The following is a 20990-nucleotide window of genomic DNA, read 5'->3' as shown; positions in this document are numbered from 1 at the left end:
ACAGGTCCCAAGCCGCTTATAATGACCGGTCTAGGCTGCCAGGGTTTACCTGGCCCCGATACTGGACACCGTCATGTTACGAATCACTGAACTCAAGCTGCCGATCGACCATCCCGAAGAAGACCTGCGCACTGCCATCGTGCAACGCCTGGGCATCGCCAACGATGATCTGCTCGATTTCACCTTGTTCAAACGCAGCTACGATGCGCGTAAAAAAACCTCCGAATTATGCTTCATCTACACCATCGACTTGAGTGCGCGTGACGAAGCGTCGTTGCTGCTCAAATTTGCTGATGACCGCAACGTCAATACCGCACCCGATGTCAGCTACAAAGTCGTCGGCCAGGCACCGCACGATCTCCCGGAGCGCCCGATTGTGGTCGGCTTTGGCCCCTGCGGCATTTTTGCCGGGCTGTTGCTGGCCCAAATGGGGTTCAAGCCCATCATTCTGGAGCGCGGCACCGAAGTACGCCAGCGCACCAAGGACACATGGGGGCTGTGGCGTAAAAACGTCTTGAACCCCGAGTCCAACGTCCAATTTGGCGAAGGCGGCGCAGGTACGTTTTCCGACGGTAAGCTCTACAGCCAGATCAAGGATCCGAAGCACCACGGCCGCAAAGTGCTGCACGAGTTTGTCAAAGCCGGTGCGCCAGACGAGATCCTCTATGTCAGCAAGCCGCATATCGGTACGTTCCGTCTGACGGGCGTGGTCGAAAACATGCGCCAGCAGATCGAAGCACTCGGCGGCGAAGTGCGATTCCAGCAACGCGTCACCGACGTACTGATCGACAACGGCCAACTGACCGGTGTGATGTTGGCCGACGGTGAGCAACTGAACGCCCGCCACGTAATCATGGCGCTGGGCCATAGTGCCCGTGACACCTTCCGTATGCTGCACGACCGTGGTGTGTACATGGAGGCCAAGCCGTTTTCGGTGGGCTTCCGTATTGAACACCCGCAATCGCTGATCGACAGCGCTCGTTTGGGCAAATACGCCGGCCACCCGAAGTTGGGAGCCGCCGACTACAAATTGGTGCACCACGCCAAAAATGGCCGTTCGGTCTACAGCTTCTGCATGTGCCCAGGCGGCACTGTGGTCGCCGCAACCAGCGAGCCGGGCCGCGTTGTCACCAACGGCATGAGCCAGTATTCGCGTAACGAACGCAATGCCAACTCCGGCATCGTGGTGGGCATCACCCCGGAAGACTACCCGGGCGGGCCATTAGCCGGTATCGAGTTGCAAGAACGCCTGGAAGCCCACGCTTACGTGCTGGGTGGCAGCAACTACGAAGCCCCGGCGCAGTTGGTCGGGGACTTTATTGCGGGCAAACCGTCCACGGCTCTGGGCAGCGTTGAGCCGTCCTATAAGCCGGGCGTTGCCTTGGGTGATTTGGCGCTGGCCTTGCCGGATTTCGCCATTGAAGCCATTCGCGAAGCGTTGCCTGCCTTCGAGAAGCAGATTAAAGGCTTCTCGATGCATGACGCTATCTTGACCGGCATTGAAACCCGCACCTCCTCGCCGCTGCGCATGACCCGCGACGCGTCAATGCAAAGCCTCAATGTCAAAGGCTTGTTCCCCGCCGGCGAAGGTGCTGGTTATGCGGGCGGTATTCTGTCGGCAGGCGTCGACGGCATTCGCATCGCCGAAGCCGTGGCCCGTGACATTCTGGGTATCGAAGCGTAAGCGCACGCGGATTGGCGATTCAGACAACACGGCTTCAGGGCAAAATCGCCGTGCTGTCTGAGTCGCCTACACGCTCGTCTTGCCGCGCTGGCTTACCGCCCAATTTAGACGTATTTAGATACACACCTGCCATGTTCGCCAGCGGTCTTTTCGCGCACGCGCTTATAACGAAAAAGAATATAGTTTTTGTTTTAACGCCTATCCACACAGGTTAGGGTGTCGCACCTTTTACTGATTCGATGGAGAGCCACTTTGCCTCTGCGTAGCACTTTCACCCGTTTCTTTCAGATGGAAGCTGCCAGTGGGCTGTTGTTGATTGCAGCAGCAGCGCTGGCCCTTATCATCAATAACTCACCGCTGTCCCACTATTACGCCGCGTTTCTGGACGTGCCGGTCGCCGTACAGATCGGCGCACTGAACATTGCCAAGCCGTCGCTGCTGTGGATCAACGACGGTCTGATGGCTCTGTTTTTTTTACTGATCGGCCTGGAGGTCAAGCGTGAACTGCTTGAAGGCCACTTGTCCAAGCCCTCGCAGGTCGTACTGCCGGGTGCCGCGGCCATTGGCGGAATGGTGGTACCGGCGCTGATTTACTGGTACCTGAACAAAGACTACCCCGACGCACTGGATGGCTGGGCGATCCCGATGGCTACCGACATCGCCTTTGCCCTTGGCGTACTGGCATTGCTGGGCAAGCGCGTGCCGGTCTCCCTGAAACTGTTCCTGATGACACTGGCGATCATCGACGATCTGGGGGCCATCATCGTAATTGCGGTGTTCTACTCCAGCGAATTGTCCGGAATTTCACTCCTGCTGGCAGCGGCTTGCCTCGTGGCGCTGATCCTGATGAACCGCATGGGCGTGGTAAAAATCGCGCCGTATATGATCATCGGCCTGATTCTGTGGGTGTGCGTGCTTAAAAGTGGCGTACACGCCACGCTGGCGGGCGTCACCCTGGCATTCTGCATTCCGCTGCGCACCCAGAACGCCGAGCGCTCGCCCCTGCTCAGCATCGAACATGCCTTGCACCCTTGGGTGGCTTACGGGATCTTGCCGCTATTTGCCTTTGCCAATGCGGGCGTTTCGCTTACCGGTGTCGACCTGCACAGTTTCACCCATCACGTTCCACTGGGGATTGCCGCAGGCTTGCTGATCGGCAAAACCGTGGGCGTATTTGGCTTGACGTGGATTGCGATCAAAACCGGCCTGGCTGCTCTGCCAGCGGGTGCCAACTGGGGCCAGGTGTTAGGCGTGGCCATCTTGTGCGGGATCGGTTTCACCATGAGCCTGTTCGTCGGCTCGCTGGCGTTTGTACCGGGTAGCAGCGATTACGTCGGCATGGACCGAATGGGCATCCTGACCGGCTCGATACTCGCGGCCCTGATCGGCTATGCCGTGACCGCGTTCTTCAGCCGCAAGCAGCAGGCGGCGTAACCCCGCCGCTTTAATCGGTGCTAAAAACAAAACCCCGGCCAGTGCGAACTGGCCGGGGTTTTGTTTTGGCGCTGAACCCGGAGTTACTGGGTTACGCGGCTGGTGCCATCAACGGTCATGATGCGTACACGCTCGTTAACCCGGAACACTTGGTTTGGCTCAACCTGCTGAACATAAGCACGGGTGCTGCCATCGTCTTCACGCACGGTGATCTCAACACCTTGGGTTTTGGTCAGGCCCGACTCGGCGGCCGAACCCAGCAAACCACCGGCAACGGCACCGATAACGGCCGTTACGATGCTGCCACGGCCACCGCCAATGGCGCTGCCGCCCACACCCCCGATGACGGCACCGGTGGCCGCGCCGATTGGGGTCTTGGTGCCTTCAATTTGTACAGGACGCAAGGCAACGATGGTCCCCATGCGAACGGTCTGAACGCGGCGCGCTTCATCACGCGAATATGAGTCACCCGTCAAGTTCGATGTGCAGCCACCCAACAGGACGGACAGGGTCGAAAAAGCAGCAACTAGCAGTACGGATTTACGCATAGGATCAACTCCACAAAAAAACAGTTTTTCATTAGACGCCGCAACCAGAAGTCTGTCACCGCACGGCGTGAATAATGTTGGCTTTATTCAGCGGCTGTACAGCCAACGCAACGCTGACAACCGCTCAAGAACGTTTGTAAAGGGTAGCGCTTAACCACAGGATTGTAGCCCTGCTTCAGGGGGCCAGGCGCTCACGGACCCACTGCGCCCCTTCACGCCGGTAGTTCAATCGATCATGCAGGCGGCTGGGGCGACCCTGCCAGAATTCAATGCGCCGGGGCAGCAATCGGTAACCGCCCCAATGGTCGGGGCAATGCGGTTGGGTGTCAGTGAAGCGCTCTTGCGTGGCCTTGAGCAATTCGCTCAAGGCCTCACGGTTGGCAATCACCTGGCTTTGCGGCGAAGCCCAAGCACCGATTCGGCTGCCCAGGGGGCGAACCTGATAGTACGCATCAGACTCTTGTGCCGTCACTTTCACCACGTCGCCTTCAATGCGCACCTGACGCTCCAGGGTCGGCCAGAAAAACGTCATGGCGGCAAAGGGCCTGGCCGCCAATTGCTCGCCCTTGGCGCTGGTGTAATTGGTGAAGAAGGTAAAACCCTGCTCATCCAGCCCCTTGAGCAACAACACCCGGCAATGCGGCCGCCCCTCATCATCCACCGTAGCCAACGTCATGGCATTCGCCTCGACAGGGGGCTGCTCGGTTTTGACGGCGTCGCTGAACCACCGATGAAACAGTGCAAAGGGCTCAGCCGGAGCCTGATCTTCGGCCAGTCCATCGCGGGTGTAATCACGGCGCATATCAGCCAGCGCTTGGGTCATGACGCACTCCTTCCCTGAATCAATCAGTTCTTGGTCTGATCGTTTGCTGCAACTTTTTTCGGTGCTGCTTCTTTAGCCACGACCGTTTTTTTGGCCGGGGTCTTTTTCACGGCTTTTTTGGCCGGTGCTGTGTTTTTGGCGACAGCCGATTTCTTGGCAGGCGCGGCAGCCTTTTTGGCATCAGAAGGCGCGACGGCGGGCTGAACAGCGACCAGATCGGCTGGCGACAGGGCCGGCTGGCTGTACTTGCTCACCAGCGCCACCATCGTTGCTTGCTGAGTCATCATGATTTCGACTCGGCGGTTGAGCGAGCGCCCCTCGTTACTGTCGTTGGCCGCGCGCGGCATGACAGACCCCATGCCACGCAGGGTCAGACGATTGCTTTCAAGGCCGCTCATGCGAAAAATCGCGGCCACCGACTTGGCGCGGTCAAGGCTCAAACGGGTATTGGCGGCCATGGTGCCTGAAGAGTCGGCATGACCCAGTACCAACACGGCCGTTTTTGGATCGCCTTCAACCACTTTTGCCACGCGGGTAAAGGGCCCCAGCATCGCAGGCATCAGCAAGTCCGGACGGGTCGCTTTGAACGAGCTGTCGGCAGAGGCCACAATCACCAACAAGTTCTCGCGGCGCTCCAGTTGCAGGTTCGTATCCTTGATCGCGACACGCAGGCGAGGCTCATATTCATCCAGCCAGGCCTGAGTGATTTTCGGATCCGGCATCGGAATCACACCCACGGTCGTAGCCTTGGTGTCTTTATCGTTGCCACCAAACGGCCACCACCAGTTCTTTTCGGACGTTGCTTTTACCGCAGGAGCCGGGGTCGCTGCCTTGGCCACGGGTTTAGTGTCCGCAGGTTTTGAGGCGTCAGCGACGCTTTTATCTTTAGGGCTCGATGCCTGATCCGAAGAACCAAACTGCCACCATTTATGGCCGCTGTCGGCATCATTCTGTGGGGTTTGCGCGCAACCGGTAATAACCAGGCAAAGCGCCAGGGCGAGGGTCTTATTAGATGACATTGAATATCCACACAATGAATTAAGAATAAAGGGGCACTATGCCTACATAAAAAAACGTATTGAAGAGATAAAAGCTACAAGGTTCCGACCTATGACCTACAAATACCCGATTACAAACACTGCGCCAAGACCTTGACCAGGCTTTGGGCACGAGGGTCCATCAAAACATAAGGCCCCAGGGTGTTCGTCACGAACCCGAAAGCCACGTCACGCTCGGGGTCGGCAAAGCCGATTGAACCACCGGCCCCCGGATGGCCAAATGCCTGAGGCCCGAGGCCAAAGGTCGCGTTGGGCCTGTCCGGCTGGTCCAGCATGCAGCCCAAGCCGAAACGTGTTGGGGTCAGTAAGGTTTTATCCTCTCCAGCGCTGTGTTCGCGGGTCAATTGCTCAAGCATCTCGGCTTCAAGCAATTGACCGTCCAGTAAACCGCTGTAAAAACCCGCCAGGCTACGGGCATTACCGTGACCATTGGCGGCTGGCTGCTCCATCCGCCGCCACTCCGGTTTATTGGTGCTGGTCATGATAGACGGTGGATTGGTGAATGCCCGGGTGCTCATGGACATCGGTTCATTCATCATCGCCCTGAGCAAGCGCTGAGCCGCTTCATCGCCCAGGTTGCCCTTGCTGCGGGCAATGTGCGCCACCCGCTCAAATTCGCCGTCTGCCAGGCCTATATGAAAGTCCAGGCTCAGCGGTGTAGCGGTGCGCGCTACGATCGATTGCCCGGGGCTACGCCCGTCGGCCCGTTTGATCAACTCGCCCACCAGCCAGCCATAAGTGATCGCGGCATAACCATGGCCTTGTCCGGGCGTCCACCAGGGTGCTTCAGCCGCCAACGCTTGCACCATCGTTTGCCACTCATACAAAGCCGTGGCAGGCATCAGTTGCCTCAGTGCAGGCAAGCCGGCACGGTGGCTAAGCAACTGCCGCAAGGTGATGGTCTCCTTGCCAGCGGCCGCGAACTCAGGCCAGTAACGAGCAACCGGTACATCCAGCGCCAGCTTGCCCTCTTCCACCAATTGCAGCGCCGCAACGGCGGTAAAGGTTTTGGTACAGGAGAACAGATTGACGATCGTGTCCGAGTGCCATGCCTGCGTACCGTCCTTGTCAGCGGTTCCGGCCCACAGGTCGATAACCGTCTCGCCACCGATCTGAATGCACAGGGCTGCACCACGCTCTTGCGGATCGTTGAACAGATCAGCAAACGCATCGCGCACGGTTTCGAATTGAAGGTCATAAAACCCTTGAATCTGCACCCCTACCCTCCTGGATCACGCTTGGCTATACAAGGCGTGCATTGTTCCAGTCCCTGTCAAATTTTGAAACAGAGCAAACCACTCCAGACGCACAATTTATGTGCATTGGGGCCATATGACAGAAAGTAACAGGGTGAGGGTGTAGATTTTGTGAAACGGGTGCAGGGAAAACAGGTGTGACGAGCATCACACCTGCTTTTTCTCAGGCCATCAAAGCGCAGCGTAAACCAGCGTGGCCAGTTTTTTCGCACGCGGATCCATGAGCACATGGCTACCCATTGTGGTGGTCACAAAGCCAAAGCTCACATTCCGGTCCGGGTCAGCAAAACCCACCGGGCCGGCCAGCCCGACATGGCCAAACACGCGGCTGCCCATACCGAACGAAGCCCCTGGATCAGCCGGTTGCTCCATCATGCAGCCCAGCCCGTAGCGCATGGGCCGCAACAGTGTACGGTCCATGCCATTGCTGTGCTCCTGAGTAAACTCACTTAACAGCTCTGGGCCGATCAATCGCCCGCCCAGCAGCGCACTGTAAAAACCGGCCAGCCCATGGGCGGTTCCGTGACCATTCACACCGGGCTGGCGGTAGGCCCACCATCGAGGATCCGACGTTTGACCGGGGCCCACGTTCGGGTTGGTAAACGCAAGCGTTGCCACGTGCTCAGGTTCATTGACGATGACCTTGCGAAGGTCTACCGCATATTGATCACCCTGCCGCCCTTCAGCCCGATCAAAGCCGGCAATACGATGAAAGTGCTGCTCCTCGACGCCCATGTGGACTTCCAGCCCGTTGGGCTGCGAGATTTTCTCGCGAATAAAGTCACACGGCTCTTGGCCTTCCACCCGACGGATCAGCTCGCCGAGGATCCAACCATAGGTCGTGGCACCGTAACCCAGGTCAGTTCCGGGCTGCCACCACTGTGGCTCAGCCGCCAGGATGGCGGCCATCTCATGCCAGTCGTACATGGTGGGGGTTCTGTTTGGCAGGCGCAGGGCTGGCAACCCCGAGGTATGTGACAACACCTGGCGCAAGGTGACCTGATCCTTGCCGCCCTGGGCAAACTCAGGCCAGTAACGGGCCACAGGCACATCCAGTTCCAGTTTGCCCTGCTCTACCAGCATCAAGGTCGCCACGGCGGTAAAGGGTTTTATCGTGCAATACGCATTAACAAGGGTGTCATGGCCCCAAGGCTTTTGACGTTCGAAGTCCGCTACGCCCGCCCACAGATCCACCACGGTCTCGCCACCCACTTGCACACAAATACCCGCCCCGCGCTCCTGGGGATCATCAAAGATTGACTCAAAGGCCTGCTGAACGGCTTCGAACCCACTTACACACGTGCCTTTCGCTTCCATGTCGAAGACTCCTTTCAGTTAAGGGAGTCACCTTAGACAAAGAACACTAAAAGCACAGCCCGCTGCCGCGGTTAACGACGAACTGTATTGTCGCAGATCACTTTTTGTGGGCTATCAGTGCCCCTTGCCTGAGTGGCCACCCGCATGGCCCCCGCCAGAGCTGGCACTGTTGCCATCTTCAGGGGTTTGCCGGGCCGCCTTGATCGCCTGCTCGGTTTCAACCTGTGCCTTGGCGGCTTCCTGACCCAATTGTTGAAGGGTATTGAGGTTGGTTTTGCGAACACTCTCGACAAACCCGTTAAACGGCAAGTCCGTGATGCCGACCAGACCGAAGTGACCGTTTTCCCCGTCCAGCAAACGGCCGGTAACCGGTTGATCCAGGTACTGGAACCAGTGCACGCCGACAATTGATGGCTCGGCGACGGCTTGCTTGAGAAACCGGGCATAGGCCGGGCCACGCGCTTCTTCATTGGCCACCTCGGTGACTCCGCCCCAGAACGGACCACGGTCGCGGGAGCCGAAGTTGAACTCGGTAATCATGACCGGCTTGTCCAGGTCACGCAGCGCGGCAAAATCGTAACCATCCTGTGGCTGGAGGGTATAGAAGTTGAAGCTCAGCACATCGCAGTACTGCGCACACGAACGCACAGCCTCTGGAGTACTCACGGCAAAGCGGCCGCCCAGCAACAAATGATTCGGGGCATGCCATTTCAACGAATCCGAGATGGTCTTGAAGTAAGTGTCGGCGAACACTTTTTGGAAATACTGGTAATCCGCTTCGATTTCCGGGTGTTCGGCACTGGGCAAAGGTGCCTCAAAACCTGGGTCTTCCATCAATTCCCACGCGGGAATATCCACGCCCCAAGCTTTGGACAGGCCTTGCTGGTTACGGTATTTGTCGCGCAATTGCTTGAGGAAGGCACGTTTGGCCGGTACGTCGGTGGTCATTCTCAACGTGCCGAAGGCCAGGGCATAGCGTGATTTCGGATCATCCCCGGGACCGGCCCATGCCAGCTCGTTATCTGCGAAATAGCCAATCAACCACGGGTCATCACGATGATCGCGGGCAGCAATGGCCACGGCGCGTTCAGTGGCCATGGCAAAGCGCGGGTCAAACGGGTCCGGCATGCCGCCCCACCAATCTGTACCAGTACTGATGCTGGTGTAATCACCGACAATCGACAGCGGCAAGGTGTAAGGCACGCGATCATTGAGGCCCAGTTCCGGGTCGCTCCAGTTGCCAATGGTGTTAAAACCCCAGGCTTGCAGGCGATCAAGAGTGTGGGTCTGCCAGCGTTTGGCATCGAAAGCTTCGGTTGCACACGGCCTGGCAGACTCAACGGCCTGCTGCGCGTCGGGCACCGTGCAGGGCTGGCCGTAGATCCGCTGCAGGTTGGCACCATAGAAGTTGTACCAGCGCCCGGCATTGAAACCGCGCCCCTGCGAAGCCCCATTACCATTGTTGTGGTTCGATGAGCCGTAATACCCGGCCAGCGGCGCGCCATCCGCCGGCAAGTCGGTGAACATCCATTCACGCCCGGCCACGTAGGTCTGACTGTCGTTGGCCGTTACGGCGTTCAGGCCCAGTGAGTAAAACGGGTGACCGTCGGGGGTGACCAGATACCAGCGGCCATGGCGCTTTTCGCTCCGGAAAAAACCACTGGCCTCAAACACAGGGCCTTTGAGCCAGCCGCCGTATGCGTCCAGATCTGGCTGCTTGACCCGCCAGTCTTTGAGTTGTTGTTGCTCTTTGGCGGCCCCCGCCTTGAGTTGTTCATCGGTGCTGACACGCTCGGGCCACTTGGCGCGAGTGGACTGGCCATACCCGTCCACGATCGCGCCGTACACCGCCTTGATCACGCCTTCGCCGTCCTGCACACCAAAACGTTCGAGCAAAATGCTTTGCGCCGCGTTCGGGCCCGGGATCGATACCGTGACCGAAGCCACCTGGCTGCGATCAATCGCCCCCTGGCTGTTGGCCAATAAGATACGTTGCCCATCAAGCGTCATCGGCATGGGCGGCCCCGCGCGCATGCCCTGGCTGTGCGCCGAATTGGCCTGCAACGGCAACAGCAGGGTTTGCGCCGGGCCAGCCGGTAGGTCAATGCGGCTGGTGAGGGTCTTGCCATCGGTGCTCTGTACGGTCACGTCGAGGGTGAGCGCCCAGCTCATCGCATTTTGCACCCGCAGCGTCATCATGCCGGACTGCGACCAGTCCCACACGCCGCTCTGCGGGGTTAAGCGCAGGCTCGGCGCAGCCGCCGGGCTGAACGTCACACGGCGCAGCACTTCACCTTCAGCCGTTTGCTCCGCGTTGTATTGCGGCAAGCTCGCATCTACGGTCGTCACCTGTACCACATCGGCAGGACGAACGAAGTTGAACAGGGTTTGTTGACCGGCAGGCGCCGCCAACAGCGGGGTCGTGACCAGCAACGCAATTACAGCAGACAGCGAACGGCGAATCATATGAATCAAGGTCTCCCAAACGGCCGCAAAAGCCTGTGAGGTGGTGATTGTCAGAGCATAGACAGCCAAGCCGGCGAAAAGGCCGGCATGCGCTTAAGATATTTCGCGGCGAAAAGGCGGCAAGGCGTTCAGAATCGCCTTGCCGTAGCGCTGGGTGACCAAACGCCGATCCAGCAGCGTGATAGTGCCCCGGTCCTGCTCAGTGCGCAGCAGTCGTCCGCAGGCCTGGACCAGCTTGAGCGACGCATCGGGCACCGAGATTTCCATGAAGGGGTTGCCACCGCGGGCTTCGATCCACTCGGCCAGCGCCGCCTCAACAGGATCGTCGGGCACCGAAAAAGGAATTTTGGCAATGACCACGTGCTCACAATACGCGCCGGGCAAGTCCACACCCTCTGCGAAACTGGCCAGCCCGAAGAGCACGCTGGAGTCCCCGCCATCGACCCGCGCCTTGTGCTTGTTAAGGGTTTCCTGCTTGGACAGGTTGCCCTGGATAAACACTTGCTTGCGCCAATCGCGCTCCAGGCCGTCGAACACGTCCTGCATTTGTTTGCGCGACGAAAACAGCACCAGCGTGCCCCGTGAGCCTTCAACCAACCCTGGAAGATCACGGATGATGGCGGCGGTGTGGGCCGTGGCATCACGCGGGTCAGCCTTGAGGTCCGGTACGCGCAACACACCTGCATCAGCATGATGGAACGGGCTCGGCACCACGGCCGTCACCGCCGTTCTGGGCAGACCGGCCCGCATACGGAAGCGATCAAAGGTGCCCAGTGCCGTGAGCGTCGCTGAGGTCACCAGCGCGCCGTAGGCCACATTCCACAGGTTACGGCGCAACATTTCAGCCGCCAGGATGGGGCTGGCGTTGACTTCAATATCGAACAGCGTGCCGCTTTCAGCCAGGGTCAACCACCGCGCCATGGGCGGGTTATCTTCCGGGTCTTCCACGGTGAACGCGGTCCACAGTTCCCAGTTGCCCTGGGCACGGGACAACAGGCTGCCAAACAGCGGGTACCACTCTTCGGCCTGATTGCTGGTGATGCCAATATTGACTTCGCCGTCCATGCCGTCCTTGAGGATCTCGGTCAACCGGGTGAACAAGTCGGTCAGCCGTGAAAAGCCTTTTTTCAGCTCGATGCCCATCTCGCGCAGGTGGTCGGGGATCAGCCCCCCGACGAACCGATGACGCGGGCGCTCGCGCCCTTCAGGTTCCTCACCGACCTTGAAATCCGCGATTTGCTCGCAGGCCTGGAACATGAACTGTTGCTGCGCCTTGATCTCTTTGGCCAGTTCCGGCACCTGTTCCAGCAAACGCCCCAGGTCGCCAGGCAACGGGTGTTGGGCCAGCAGCTTGGTGAGATTTTTGGCGGTTTGCTCCAGCCAGTCGGCGGTTGAACGCAACCGGGTGTAGTGGGCAAAGTGACCGATGGCTTTGTCTGGCAGGTGATGGCCTTCGTCGAACACATAGAGCGTGTCACGCGGGTCGGGCAACACCGCGCCGCCGCCCAGAGCGAGGTCTGCCAGCACCATGTCGTGGTTGGTGACGATCACGTCGACCTTGCCCATGCCTTCACGGGCCTTATAAAAGGCACACTGGCCGAAGTTGGGGCAATGGCGGCTGGTGCACTGGCTGTGATCGGTGGTCAGGCGGGCCCAGTCCTGGTCTTCCAGGGCCTGGGGCCAGCTGTCACGGTCGCCGTCCCACTTATTGCCCGCCAGCTTTTCGATCATGCTGGTAAACAACTTTTGACTGGCTTCGTCCACTTCGATCCTGAAACCTTCTTCCTCGAACAACTGCGCCGTCGCCGTTTGCGCATGGCCTTCCTGCAGCAACATGTCGAGTTTGGACAGGCACATATAACGCCCGCGGCCCTTGGCCAGCGCAAAGCTGAAATTCAGCCCGCTGTTGCGCATCAAGTCAGGAAGGTCCTTGTAGACGATCTGCTCTTGCAACGCGACAGTCGCCGTCGCGATCACCAACCGTTTGCCCGCCGCCTTGGCGGTCGGGATGGCTGCCAGGCTGTACGCCACCGTCTTGCCCGTGCCGGTGCCTGCCTCAACGGCGACCACCGCTGGTTCGCCAGTGCGGTGGTTTTCTTCGTCGGTGTCGATATCGCCCAGCACTTTGGCCACTTCAGCGATCATCAAACGCTGGCCATAGCGCGGCTTGAGGCTCTTGGCTTCGAGAAAACGCGAGTAAGCGCCCTGGATCTGGGATTTGAGTTCGTTACTAATCATGATTTTCGGGCGCGCAAAACGCTGGATAAATTTTCAGTGGTTCGAATGGCCGCTATCATACCCCGCTAATTGATCCTGCGCCGAACGGAGTACCCATGACTGCCTTTGCACTCACCTATAGCCTGCATGTGTTGGCCGCCCTGATCTGGGTGGGCGGCATGTTTTTCGCCTGGATGATTCTGCGCCCGGCCGCGGGTATCGCGCTGGATGGGCCCTCCAGGCTTAAACTGTGGGTAGAAGTGTTTCAACGTTTTTTCACATGGGTGTGGATTGCCGTCGTGATTTTACCGATCAGCGGTGTGGCCTTGCTGCAGATGCGCTTCAGTGGCTTTGAAACCGCACCGCGTTATGTGCAAATCATGATGGGCCTGTACATCGTCATGGTGGCACTGTTCATCCGCGTTCAATCGTTGCAATTGCCGGAGTTGCGCAAAGCGGTTGACGCTCAAGAGTGGGCGCAAGGCGCGGCGGTGATGGGCCGGATTCGACGCGTGGTGGGCGGCAACTTGATTGTTGGCCTGGTGCTGATAGCCATTGCGGCAGCCCGGCCCATGATGTGATACCTGATAGCCGCCATTGCAGAGCGCAGTGACGGCCATCAGGGCGATTACAAGCGCTGGATCGTCACGGCACCTGCCGCGCCCGCCTCACCCGGCTGACCTGACAGGCCCGGGCGGCCAGCTTTGGCACCGTCAGCGCGGTACACAATACAGCCCTTGGACTTGCCACCCGCGCCGGCTTGGCCGCCCTCACCCGCCTTACCGCCGACGCCACCGTCAACCTGAACCTTGATCAGTTCGCTCGGGAAGTCACGCGGCAGTTCCACGCGTACGTGCGCACCAGCAGCGCCCTGATGGCCATTGCCGCCATGGTCGCCATCCGCCCCGGAACCCGCCGCGCCCCACGTACAGCCTGGGGCCTGGCCATTACCGCCGTCCAGCCCGGTATACCCCGGGGCCCCGGTACCGCCGCGGGCATCGATGGCTAATGCATGGGCCTGCAAGGAACCAAACCGTACATTCAGGTCACGAGCGGGCCGGGCAGCTTTCTCGTAAGTCCCCGCCGCGCCGCGAGCGCTAATCTGACTGCCTTCGCCCAATTCGGCGTGAGTGGCCCGCAGTGCTATTTCCCGTTCGGCCGGCACAATGGCGATGCGCGCCTCGCGCCCCATGCGCAATTGCTCGACATTGATCTGCGTGACACTGGCCGGAATCAGCAGTGTGGCGTAATCCGCAACGTCAAGACGGTCCAGTTGCAGCACACTCGTATTGGCAGGTAGACGCAACAGGGTATTGGCTTCCACGCTCACAGATTCAGCCTGTACAAGCGGGCTGCACAACGCCACCAACAGCCATAACTTACGCATGATCAGAACCTTGTTGAGAGGGGCTGCGAAGGGTTTGTACGTGAAGAACCCCGAGCAAAAGGATGTAAAACCGGTCACGCCAAGGATGTGGGCGATCTTTGATACTGCGATTGAACAACAACAATTCGAGCAAATGCGTCAACAGCAATAGACTGCCTGCCAGGCTCACCAACACATCAAACGGGTTTATCAGCGGGCTGAACAGGTTGATCAGTACAACCCCCCAGAACACCAGCGCCAAGACTTTCCCCACCCCCCAAAGCACCTTCATAGCCCCCCCTTTGCTTATTTTTTTCTTTCAGTGAACATTAACGGCTTGCGGGCGTGCGACGCCAGAGCCCGGTGAAAAAAGAGTCCATCCAAACGGCTTATAGCGCCACGTTCGCGACCCGTTTGACGAAATCGCTCCATTGCATGCCGGGGCCAAGCGTCCAGAGCCTGTGCCCCTCAGTGTCGAAACTCGCCCTTCTGGCCGACCAACCCCGAGCTTGAGCGCCGATGCGCGGGCACTCGGACCGACCGGTCTTTCACAGCCCCTTTGTATAGCAGGGGCTGTGCAGGCTAGTCTTGGGCCCTCAGATAGAGGATTTTCGATGAGCCTTGGTATTTCTTCGCGCACACCTCAACAAGCATTGGCCGCACTGCTTGATCGCTCTGCGCCGGAACGGCTACTGGTCGTGGGTGCCAGCCATTTTCCGGCCCTGGCAGCCTTTCAAGCGGCACACCCCGACACATTGGTTGCCCATGCGGCACCCGGTGCCTTGCCTGCCGACCTGGCCTCGCAACGCTTTGACCTCGCGCTGGTCATCGACTGCCTGGAGCACCTGCCCAAGCGCGAGGGCCTGCAATTGTTGGGGGGCATTCGTAATCTGAACGCAAGCCGTATTGCCGTACTGGCCGACCTGACGGCCTGCGGCTGGCAAGAAACCGACTTTTTCGCCCTTGCCTTGCAAAGCAGTGAGCACTTTCAGCGTGAAGAGCAGCAACTCACTCTGTTCACCTATGATTTACGCGAATACAAACAAGTCCCCGACTGGCTGAATGCCAGGTTTTGGGCCAACCCGCAAAACTTTGGCAAATACTGGTGGTAAGACGATGAGTACATCCATTTGCCCCTGCGGCAGCGGCAATTTGCTGGATGCCTGCTGTGGGCTTTATCACACCGGGCACCCGGCACCGAGCGCCGAAACCCTGATGCGCTCACGTTACAGCGCCTACGTTCTGGGGCTGATTGATTATCTGGTCAGTACCACCTTGCCGGCGCAGCAGGCTGGCCTGAACCGTCAATCAATGGCTGACTGGAGCGCGCACAGCACCTGGCTGGGTTTGCAGGTAGACAGCAGTGAAGTGCTGGGAGGGCAACCCGAACACGCCTTTGTGACGTTTACGGCGCGTTGGCACGATGACCAGGGCGAACACCAGCACCGGGAGCGCTCATCCTTTGTGCAACAGGCCGGGCGCTGGTACTTCATCGACCCCACGGTGGCGCTTAAAGTCGGGCGCAATGATGCCTGCCCCTGCACCAGCGGGCTCAAATTCAAAAAATGCTGCGCCGGTTTTTTCGGCAGTTAAACGCACATAACCGCTGGGCAGGAGCAAGGAATGGATTATCGGGCTCGCGTTACACGCATCATCACTCTGCTCACCTTGCTGACGCTGTCGGGGTGTGCGTCGTGGTTTACGTCATCGGACAAAGCCCCGCAAGTCCATCTGAGGCAGGTGGAACTGGTCAGGGCCAAGTTGTTGGAGCAGCGCTTCAAGCTGCATTTCAGCATTGATAACCCGAATGACTCGACGCTCATCGTGCGCGGCCTCAATTACACCGTTTATTTGGGGCCGATCAAACTGACCGAGGGCGAGTACAGTGAGTGGTTCAGCGTGAAGCCCAACAGTCGTGCCCATTTCGTGGTACCGATTCGCACCAACCTGTGGCCACATGTGCGGCCGCTGGTCAAAATGCTTGAATCACCCGACCAACCCATCCCCTATCGCCTGGAAGGTACGCTGGAAACCGGCCTGTTCTTCGGTTACGACGTGCACCTGACGCGTAAAGGCGAGATAATCCCGGGCGATTTTATTCCAGAGTGAGTGAGTAATGACCCAACAACCCCACGTTCATGGCCCTGACTGCAACCACGATCATGACCATCACGCCCATGAGCATGACCACGACCACGGCCACGTGCATGGCCCTCATTGCAACCACGCGCCCCAGGAGCCCGTACGCAATGAACTGAAGGACGTTGGCCGCAACGATCCTTGCCCGTGTGGCAGCAGCAAAAAATTCAAGAAGTGCCACGGGGCCTGATTCTCCAAGGCACCTGCACGCCGCATCAGCCTTAGGCTCATGCGGCGTTTGTGCTTCTGAAAGGCGAAAAATCCCACCTCGTCTACAGCAACCTCTTTCAACTGACGCACCATTGGGGGTAAAACTGACCGCACGCAGCGCGTCATGACGGCTGCGAGTCCATTCCCTTCTGGAGCCCTTCATGATCGACCTTTATTACTGGACCACGCCCAACGGCCACAAAATCTCGTTGTTTCTTGAAGAGGCCGGCCTGCCCTACAGTGTGCACCCGGTGAACATCAGTAAAAACGAGCAATTCGCCCCCGACTTCCTGAAGATCGCCCCCAACAACCGCATTCCCGCTATTGTCGACCACGCGCCGGCTGACGGTGGCGAGCCGCTGTCCCTGTTTGAATCCGGCGCTATTTTGCTGTACCTCGCGGAGAAAACCGGTCAATTCTTGCCGCAGGACTTGCGTGGCCGCCAAGTGGCCTTGCAATGGTTGTTTTGGCAAATGGGCGGCCTGGGGCCGATGGCCGGGCAAAACCATCACTTCAATCGGTTCGCACCGGAGAAAGTCCCCTACGCGATCAAGCGCTACACCGATGAAACCGCACGGCTATACCGCGTTCTGAACACACAGCTGGAAGGTCACGATTTTGTGGCAGGCTCAACGTATAGCATCGCGGACATGGCCATTTACCCGTGGATCGTGCCCCACACGTTCCAGGGGCAAAATCTGGATGATTTCCCGGCGCTGAAGGTCTGGTTCAACCGTATCAAAGCCCGCCCGGCCACCGAGCGCGCCTACGCACTGGCAGACACCATCAACCCGCAGAAATAACCGGCACGCCAACATAATCATGCTGGCTCACGATGTGGCTTCAAGGCGGCCCTGGCCCTCGCGCAACGCCGCCATCCATCGCTGGCCAGCACGTCCAAGATAGCGCTTGCGCGGCGTCACCGGGCTCACTAACGTAGCGCCTTTCGATGACACCACCCCCGCAGGAGCTTTGTCATGGCCTCGCCAGCCCTTACTCATTTTTTACCCCGGTTCGGCGTTGCCGCGACAATGGTCAGCCTGTTGAGCCTGGCCGGTTGCCAGCTAAACAATCACACCGCTGAAAGCCTGGTACCCACCTCGGGCGTGCAACCGCTCAAGGGCCTGGCTCAAAACGTGTCGGTACGGCGCAACAGTCAGGGCGTCCCGTTGATCGAAAGCAGCAGCTTTCATGACGCCTTGTTCACCCTGGGTTACGTTCACGCCAGCGACCGTATCAGCCAAATGGTACGTCTGCGCTTGCTGGCCCAAGGCAGGCTGGCCGAACTGAACGGTGCCGATGCCCTGGAATCCGACCGATTGATGCGCAGTATCAATCTGAAAAAAAATGCCGATGAGTTGTATAAAAGTGCCTCGCCACGCCTAAAACGGTTCTTCGAGGTGTACGCACGCGGCGTGAACGCTTACCTGTTCCGCTACCGCGACAAGCTCCCGGCCGACCTGGCTCAAGCGGGGTACAAAGCCGAGTACTGGAAACCCGAAGATTCAGCGTTGATTTTCAGCCTGTTGAACTTCGGTCTGTCGGTCAACCTGCAAGAAGAACTCAATACACTGGTGCTGGCCCAAAACGTCAGTACCGACAAACTCGCCTGGCTGACGCCCACCTACCCGAACGAAGCCTTGCCAATGGCAGAAGCCGACAAACTCAAAGGTTTGGCGGGCAGCCAGTTGCGAGGGGTAGCCCGCCTCAGCAAAGCCCTGGAGCAGGTCACACAACTGAGCCTGCCGGGTGTGACCGCGTCCAGTAACTGGGCAATCGCCCCCCAGCGCAGCCGCTCGGGCAAGAGCCTGCTGGCCAACGATATTCACCAGCCAATCGGCGTTCCTTCGTCCTGGAGCTATGTCCAGATTCGCGCGCCCAAGTATCAGGCGGCCGGCGCATCGATTGCCGGCCTGCCAACGCTGTTCGCCGGGTTTAACGGCAAGGTGGCCTGGAGCATCAGCGCCGCGATGGGCGACAACCAGGACGTGTTCCTGGAAAAGCTCAAGCGCCAAGGCAATACCCTGTACTACCTCGCAGACGGAAAATGGCTGCCCGCGATCGTGCGTAACGAAACATTTTTCATCAAAGGCCAACGCCCGATTCGCGAAGCCATCTACGAAACGCGGCACGGGCCGCTGCTCAACAGCGCGCTGGGCGAACCTCATGCCTTGAATAGCACCCTGGGGTTCGCACTGCAGATGCCAGACATGAAAGGCGATAAAACCCTGGATGCGTTTTTTGACCTCTCACGGGCGCAACACAGCGAAGCCGCGTCTGACGCCAGCCGGGAAATCCGGGCAACGGCACTGAACCTGATATACGCCGACGCCAACCACATCGGCTGGCAAGTTACCGGCCTGTACCCCAACCGCCGTGAAGGCCTGGGCCTGCTGCCCTCGCCGGGCTGGGACAGCCGCTACGACTGGGACGGTTATGCCGACCCAATGCTGCACCCTTACGACCAGGACCCGGCACAAGGCTGGCTCGGTGCCGCCAATCAGCGCACGGCGGCTTATGGGTACGGCATGCAACTGTCCAACTCCTGGCAGTCACCTGAGCGCAGCGAACGCCTCGCCCAGTTGGCTGGCAGCGGTAAACAAGACACTCGTAGCATGATCGCCATGCAGTACGACCAGACCACCCTGTTTGCAGCCAAGTTGAAAGCCCTGTTCAACGCACCAGGCATGGCCCACCCCTTGAAGCAAGCCATCGGCGCATTGCCCTCAACCGATCAGGCCAACGCCCGCGAAGCCCTTGCTCGGCTCATGGCATTTGACGGTAAGCTGAGCCCTGCTTCGGCCGATGCCGCCGTGTATGAACTGTTCCTGCACGTAAGCCTTCGACAGATCTTCCTGGATGAGCTGGGCCCGGAGAGCAGTGACACTTGGCAAGCCTTTATCGCCAACGGCAACTTATCGTATTCGGCGCTCAGTGATCATTTACTGGGCCGCGAAGACAGCCCGTTCTGGAACGACAGCCGCACTTCGCAAAAACACGACAAGCCCGCCATTCTGGCCCGTAGCCTGGCGGCAACCATCACCACTGGCAATCAACTGCTGGGCAACGACCACACAGCCTGGCAGTGGGGCAAATTGCACCATTACCTGTGGCGCAATAGCGACGGCCAGGTGGTTCGCGGGCCGATTGCGGCCGGAGGCGACCAGACCACGTTGAACATCGCCGCGTACAACACCGGCGGCAATGGCTTTGAGACCACGCTGATTCCCGCCATGCGCATGATCGTGGACTTCGGGCAAGCTGAGCCAATGATGGCCCAAAACAGCAGCGGCCAGTCCAGCAACCCAGCGAGCCCTCACTACACCGATGGCATTGAACCGTGGCTCAAAGGGCAATACTTCAGCTTCCCGCTGCAGCCGCAGCACTTTGACAAGGTCTACGGCACCACCCGCCTGACGCTGGTGCCGAGCAAGCCCTGACGCCCCACTGACCCGTGATAGCCCCCGCTTCGGGGCCCTCACGGGCAAGCCGCACCGTTTTGGAGCGCGCCCGCCTCAAGGCACGTCGACTCAAGCGGCCGCAGCCTGGTGCCGTCTTTATTTTTTATTCATTCCCACTGTGGTTCAGAACTTGCTACAGCCCTCGGGTCGTCGCACTTCATCACAGCACTCACGCGCCACAAGCGCTCACTGGTTTTAGGGATTGAATAATGAAAAAAACATTTTTGGCCCTTTCTGCACTGACTCTTTGCATCGCAGCAGGCACTGCCTTTGCCAAAGAGTACAAAGAGCTGCGCTTCGGAGTTGACCCCTCTTACGCCCCCTTTGAGTCCAAGGCCGCCGACGGCAGCCTGGTGGGGTTTGATATCGACCTGGGCAATGCCATCTGTGCTGAACTGAAAGTGAAATGCAAATGGGTCGAGACCGATTTCGACGGGACGATTCCAGGGCTCAAGGCCAATAAATTCGACGGCGTTATCTCTTCCATGACCGTCACCCCGGCCCGTGAAAAAGTCATCGACTTCTCTAATGAGCTGTTCTCAGGCCCCACCTCGCTGGTGTTCAAAAAAGGTGCCGGGCTGGACGCCACACCCGAATCGCTTAAAGGCAAAAAGGTGGGCTATGAGCAAGGCACCATCCAGGAAGCCTACGCCAAAGCCGTACTCGAGAAGGCAGGCGTGACGACCCAGGCCTACGCCAACCAGGATCAGGTGTATGCCGACCTGCTTTCGGGCCGTCTCGACGCCTCTATCCAGGACATGCTGCAAGCCGAGCTGGGCTTTTTAAAAACCCCTCAAGGCGCTGACTATGAAGTAAGCGCAGCCGTGGACAGCGAGTTGTTGCCATCCAAAACCGCCATCGGCATTAAAAAAGGTAACAAAGCGCTACAGGACAAACTGAACAAAGGTATCAAAGCGTTACACGATGATGGCACCTACGCCAAAATCCAGGCCAAACACTTCGGCGACCTGAACCTGTACAGCGGTCAATAATGCCCCGGTACCCACCGCT

Annotated in this window: 19 protein-coding genes; 10 read left to right on the top strand and 9 right to left on the bottom strand. The window is 58.9% G+C overall.

The genetic code is table 11. The features are described from left to right. The first annotated feature begins 73 nt into the window (after positions 1-73). Together Q1W15_RS17905 and nhaA are read left to right on the top strand one after the other, a co-directional pair. Positions 74-1684, top strand: coding sequence for an NAD(P)/FAD-dependent oxidoreductase (locus tag Q1W15_RS17905; protein ID WP_300730723.1), 1611 nt, complete (start codon positions 74-76; stop codon positions 1682-1684). Positions 1685-1936: 252 nt separating this feature from the next. After that, complete coding sequence (nhaA, locus tag Q1W15_RS17900) at positions 1937-3118, top strand: Na+/H+ antiporter NhaA (protein WP_300730722.1); 1182 nt, start codon at positions 1937-1939, stop codon at positions 3116-3118. Positions 3119-3201: 83 nt separating this feature from the next. Here nhaA and Q1W15_RS17895 read toward each other — a convergent pair whose 3' ends face one another. The 7 genes from Q1W15_RS17895 to dinG all read right to left on the bottom strand — a co-directional run bounded on the left by Q1W15_RS17895 (position 3202) and on the right by dinG (position 12824). Continuing rightward, positions 3202-3666: a glycine zipper 2TM domain-containing protein gene (locus tag Q1W15_RS17895; protein WP_300730721.1), complete on the bottom strand. Its 465-nt coding sequence runs from the start codon at positions 3664-3666 to the stop codon at positions 3202-3204. Between the two features lie 175 nt (positions 3667-3841). Continuing rightward, entirely contained in the window at positions 3842-4489 is a 648-nt protein-coding gene (gene pdxH, locus Q1W15_RS17890; protein ID WP_300730720.1) for a pyridoxamine 5'-phosphate oxidase, read from the bottom strand. Positions 4490-4512: 23 nt separating this feature from the next. Continuing rightward, positions 4513-5508 (bottom strand): OmpA family protein, encoded by a 996-nt coding sequence (locus Q1W15_RS17885; protein ID WP_300730719.1) that lies wholly within the window; start codon positions 5506-5508, stop codon positions 4513-4515. 110 nt (positions 5509-5618) lie between these two features. Then, a complete protein-coding gene (locus Q1W15_RS17880) occupies positions 5619-6764 on the bottom strand; it encodes a serine hydrolase domain-containing protein (RefSeq protein WP_300730718.1) in 1146 nt (381 codons plus the stop codon). Positions 6765-6974: 210 nt separating this feature from the next. Further along, complete coding sequence (locus tag Q1W15_RS17875) at positions 6975-8120, bottom strand: serine hydrolase domain-containing protein (protein WP_300730717.1); 1146 nt, start codon at positions 8118-8120, stop codon at positions 6975-6977. 114 nt (positions 8121-8234) lie between these two features. Continuing rightward, positions 8235-10586, bottom strand: a complete 2352-nt coding sequence (locus Q1W15_RS17870) for a beta-galactosidase (protein WP_300730716.1) — start codon at positions 10584-10586, stop codon at positions 8235-8237. A 93-nt stretch (positions 10587-10679) separates the two neighbouring features. Next, the gene (dinG, locus tag Q1W15_RS17865) at positions 10680-12824 is read right to left on the bottom strand and encodes an ATP-dependent DNA helicase DinG (RefSeq protein ID WP_300730715.1); all 2145 of its coding nucleotides are present in this window, start codon (positions 12822-12824) and stop codon (positions 10680-10682) included. A gap of 95 nt (positions 12825-12919) precedes the next feature. Here dinG and Q1W15_RS17860 point away from each other — a divergent pair, with 95 nt between their 5' ends. Next, positions 12920-13384, top strand: coding sequence for a DUF2269 family protein (locus Q1W15_RS17860; protein WP_300730714.1), 465 nt, complete (start codon positions 12920-12922; stop codon positions 13382-13384). A 47-nt stretch (positions 13385-13431) separates the two neighbouring features. On the opposite strand, the gene Q1W15_RS17855 is transcribed toward Q1W15_RS17860, so the two are convergent. Next, positions 13432-14190, bottom strand: a complete 759-nt coding sequence (locus tag Q1W15_RS17855) for a collagen-like protein (protein WP_300730713.1) — start codon at positions 14188-14190, stop codon at positions 13432-13434. Further along, entirely contained in the window at positions 14183-14461 is a 279-nt protein-coding gene (locus Q1W15_RS17850) for a DUF1145 domain-containing protein (protein ID WP_300730712.1), read from the bottom strand. Before Q1W15_RS17850 ends, Q1W15_RS17855 begins: the two co-directional genes overlap by 8 nt. A gap of 322 nt (positions 14462-14783) precedes the next feature. Between Q1W15_RS17850 and Q1W15_RS17845 the strand changes: the two genes are divergently transcribed. From Q1W15_RS17845 to Q1W15_RS17815, 7 genes are all read left to right on the top strand, one after another. Beyond that, positions 14784-15281, top strand: a complete 498-nt coding sequence (locus tag Q1W15_RS17845) for a DUF6231 family protein (RefSeq protein WP_300730711.1) — start codon at positions 14784-14786, stop codon at positions 15279-15281. Positions 15282-15285: 4 nt separating this feature from the next. Then, on the top strand, positions 15286-15762 hold the full coding sequence (locus Q1W15_RS17840; protein ID WP_300730710.1) for a YchJ family protein: 477 nt from the start codon (positions 15286-15288) through the stop codon (positions 15760-15762). Between the two features lie 30 nt (positions 15763-15792). After that, a complete protein-coding gene (locus tag Q1W15_RS17835; RefSeq protein WP_300730709.1) occupies positions 15793-16278 on the top strand; it encodes an LEA type 2 family protein in 486 nt (161 codons plus the stop codon). Positions 16279-16285: 7 nt separating this feature from the next. Then, positions 16286-16498 carry an SEC-C metal-binding domain-containing protein gene (locus Q1W15_RS17830; protein WP_300730708.1) on the top strand — a complete coding sequence of 71 codons (213 nt, stop codon included), beginning with the start codon at positions 16286-16288 and terminating at the stop codon, positions 16496-16498. A 181-nt stretch (positions 16499-16679) separates the two neighbouring features. Next, on the top strand, positions 16680-17321 hold the full coding sequence (locus Q1W15_RS17825; protein WP_300730707.1) for a glutathione binding-like protein: 642 nt from the start codon (positions 16680-16682) through the stop codon (positions 17319-17321). Positions 17322-17495: 174 nt separating this feature from the next. Then, complete coding sequence (locus tag Q1W15_RS17820) at positions 17496-19958, top strand: penicillin acylase family protein (protein WP_300730706.1); 2463 nt, start codon at positions 17496-17498, stop codon at positions 19956-19958. Between the two features lie 230 nt (positions 19959-20188). Further along, positions 20189-20971 carry a transporter substrate-binding domain-containing protein gene (locus Q1W15_RS17815; RefSeq protein ID WP_300730705.1) on the top strand — a complete coding sequence of 261 codons (783 nt, stop codon included), beginning with the start codon at positions 20189-20191 and terminating at the stop codon, positions 20969-20971. The last annotated feature ends 19 nt before the right edge of the window (positions 20972-20990 follow it).

The sequence above is a fragment of the Pseudomonas sp. genome (genome assembly GCF_030150285.1).
GTDB lineage: Bacteria > Pseudomonadota > Gammaproteobacteria > Pseudomonadales > Pseudomonadaceae > Aquipseudomonas.
This window is presented reverse-complemented; position numbering and strand designations above follow the sequence as displayed.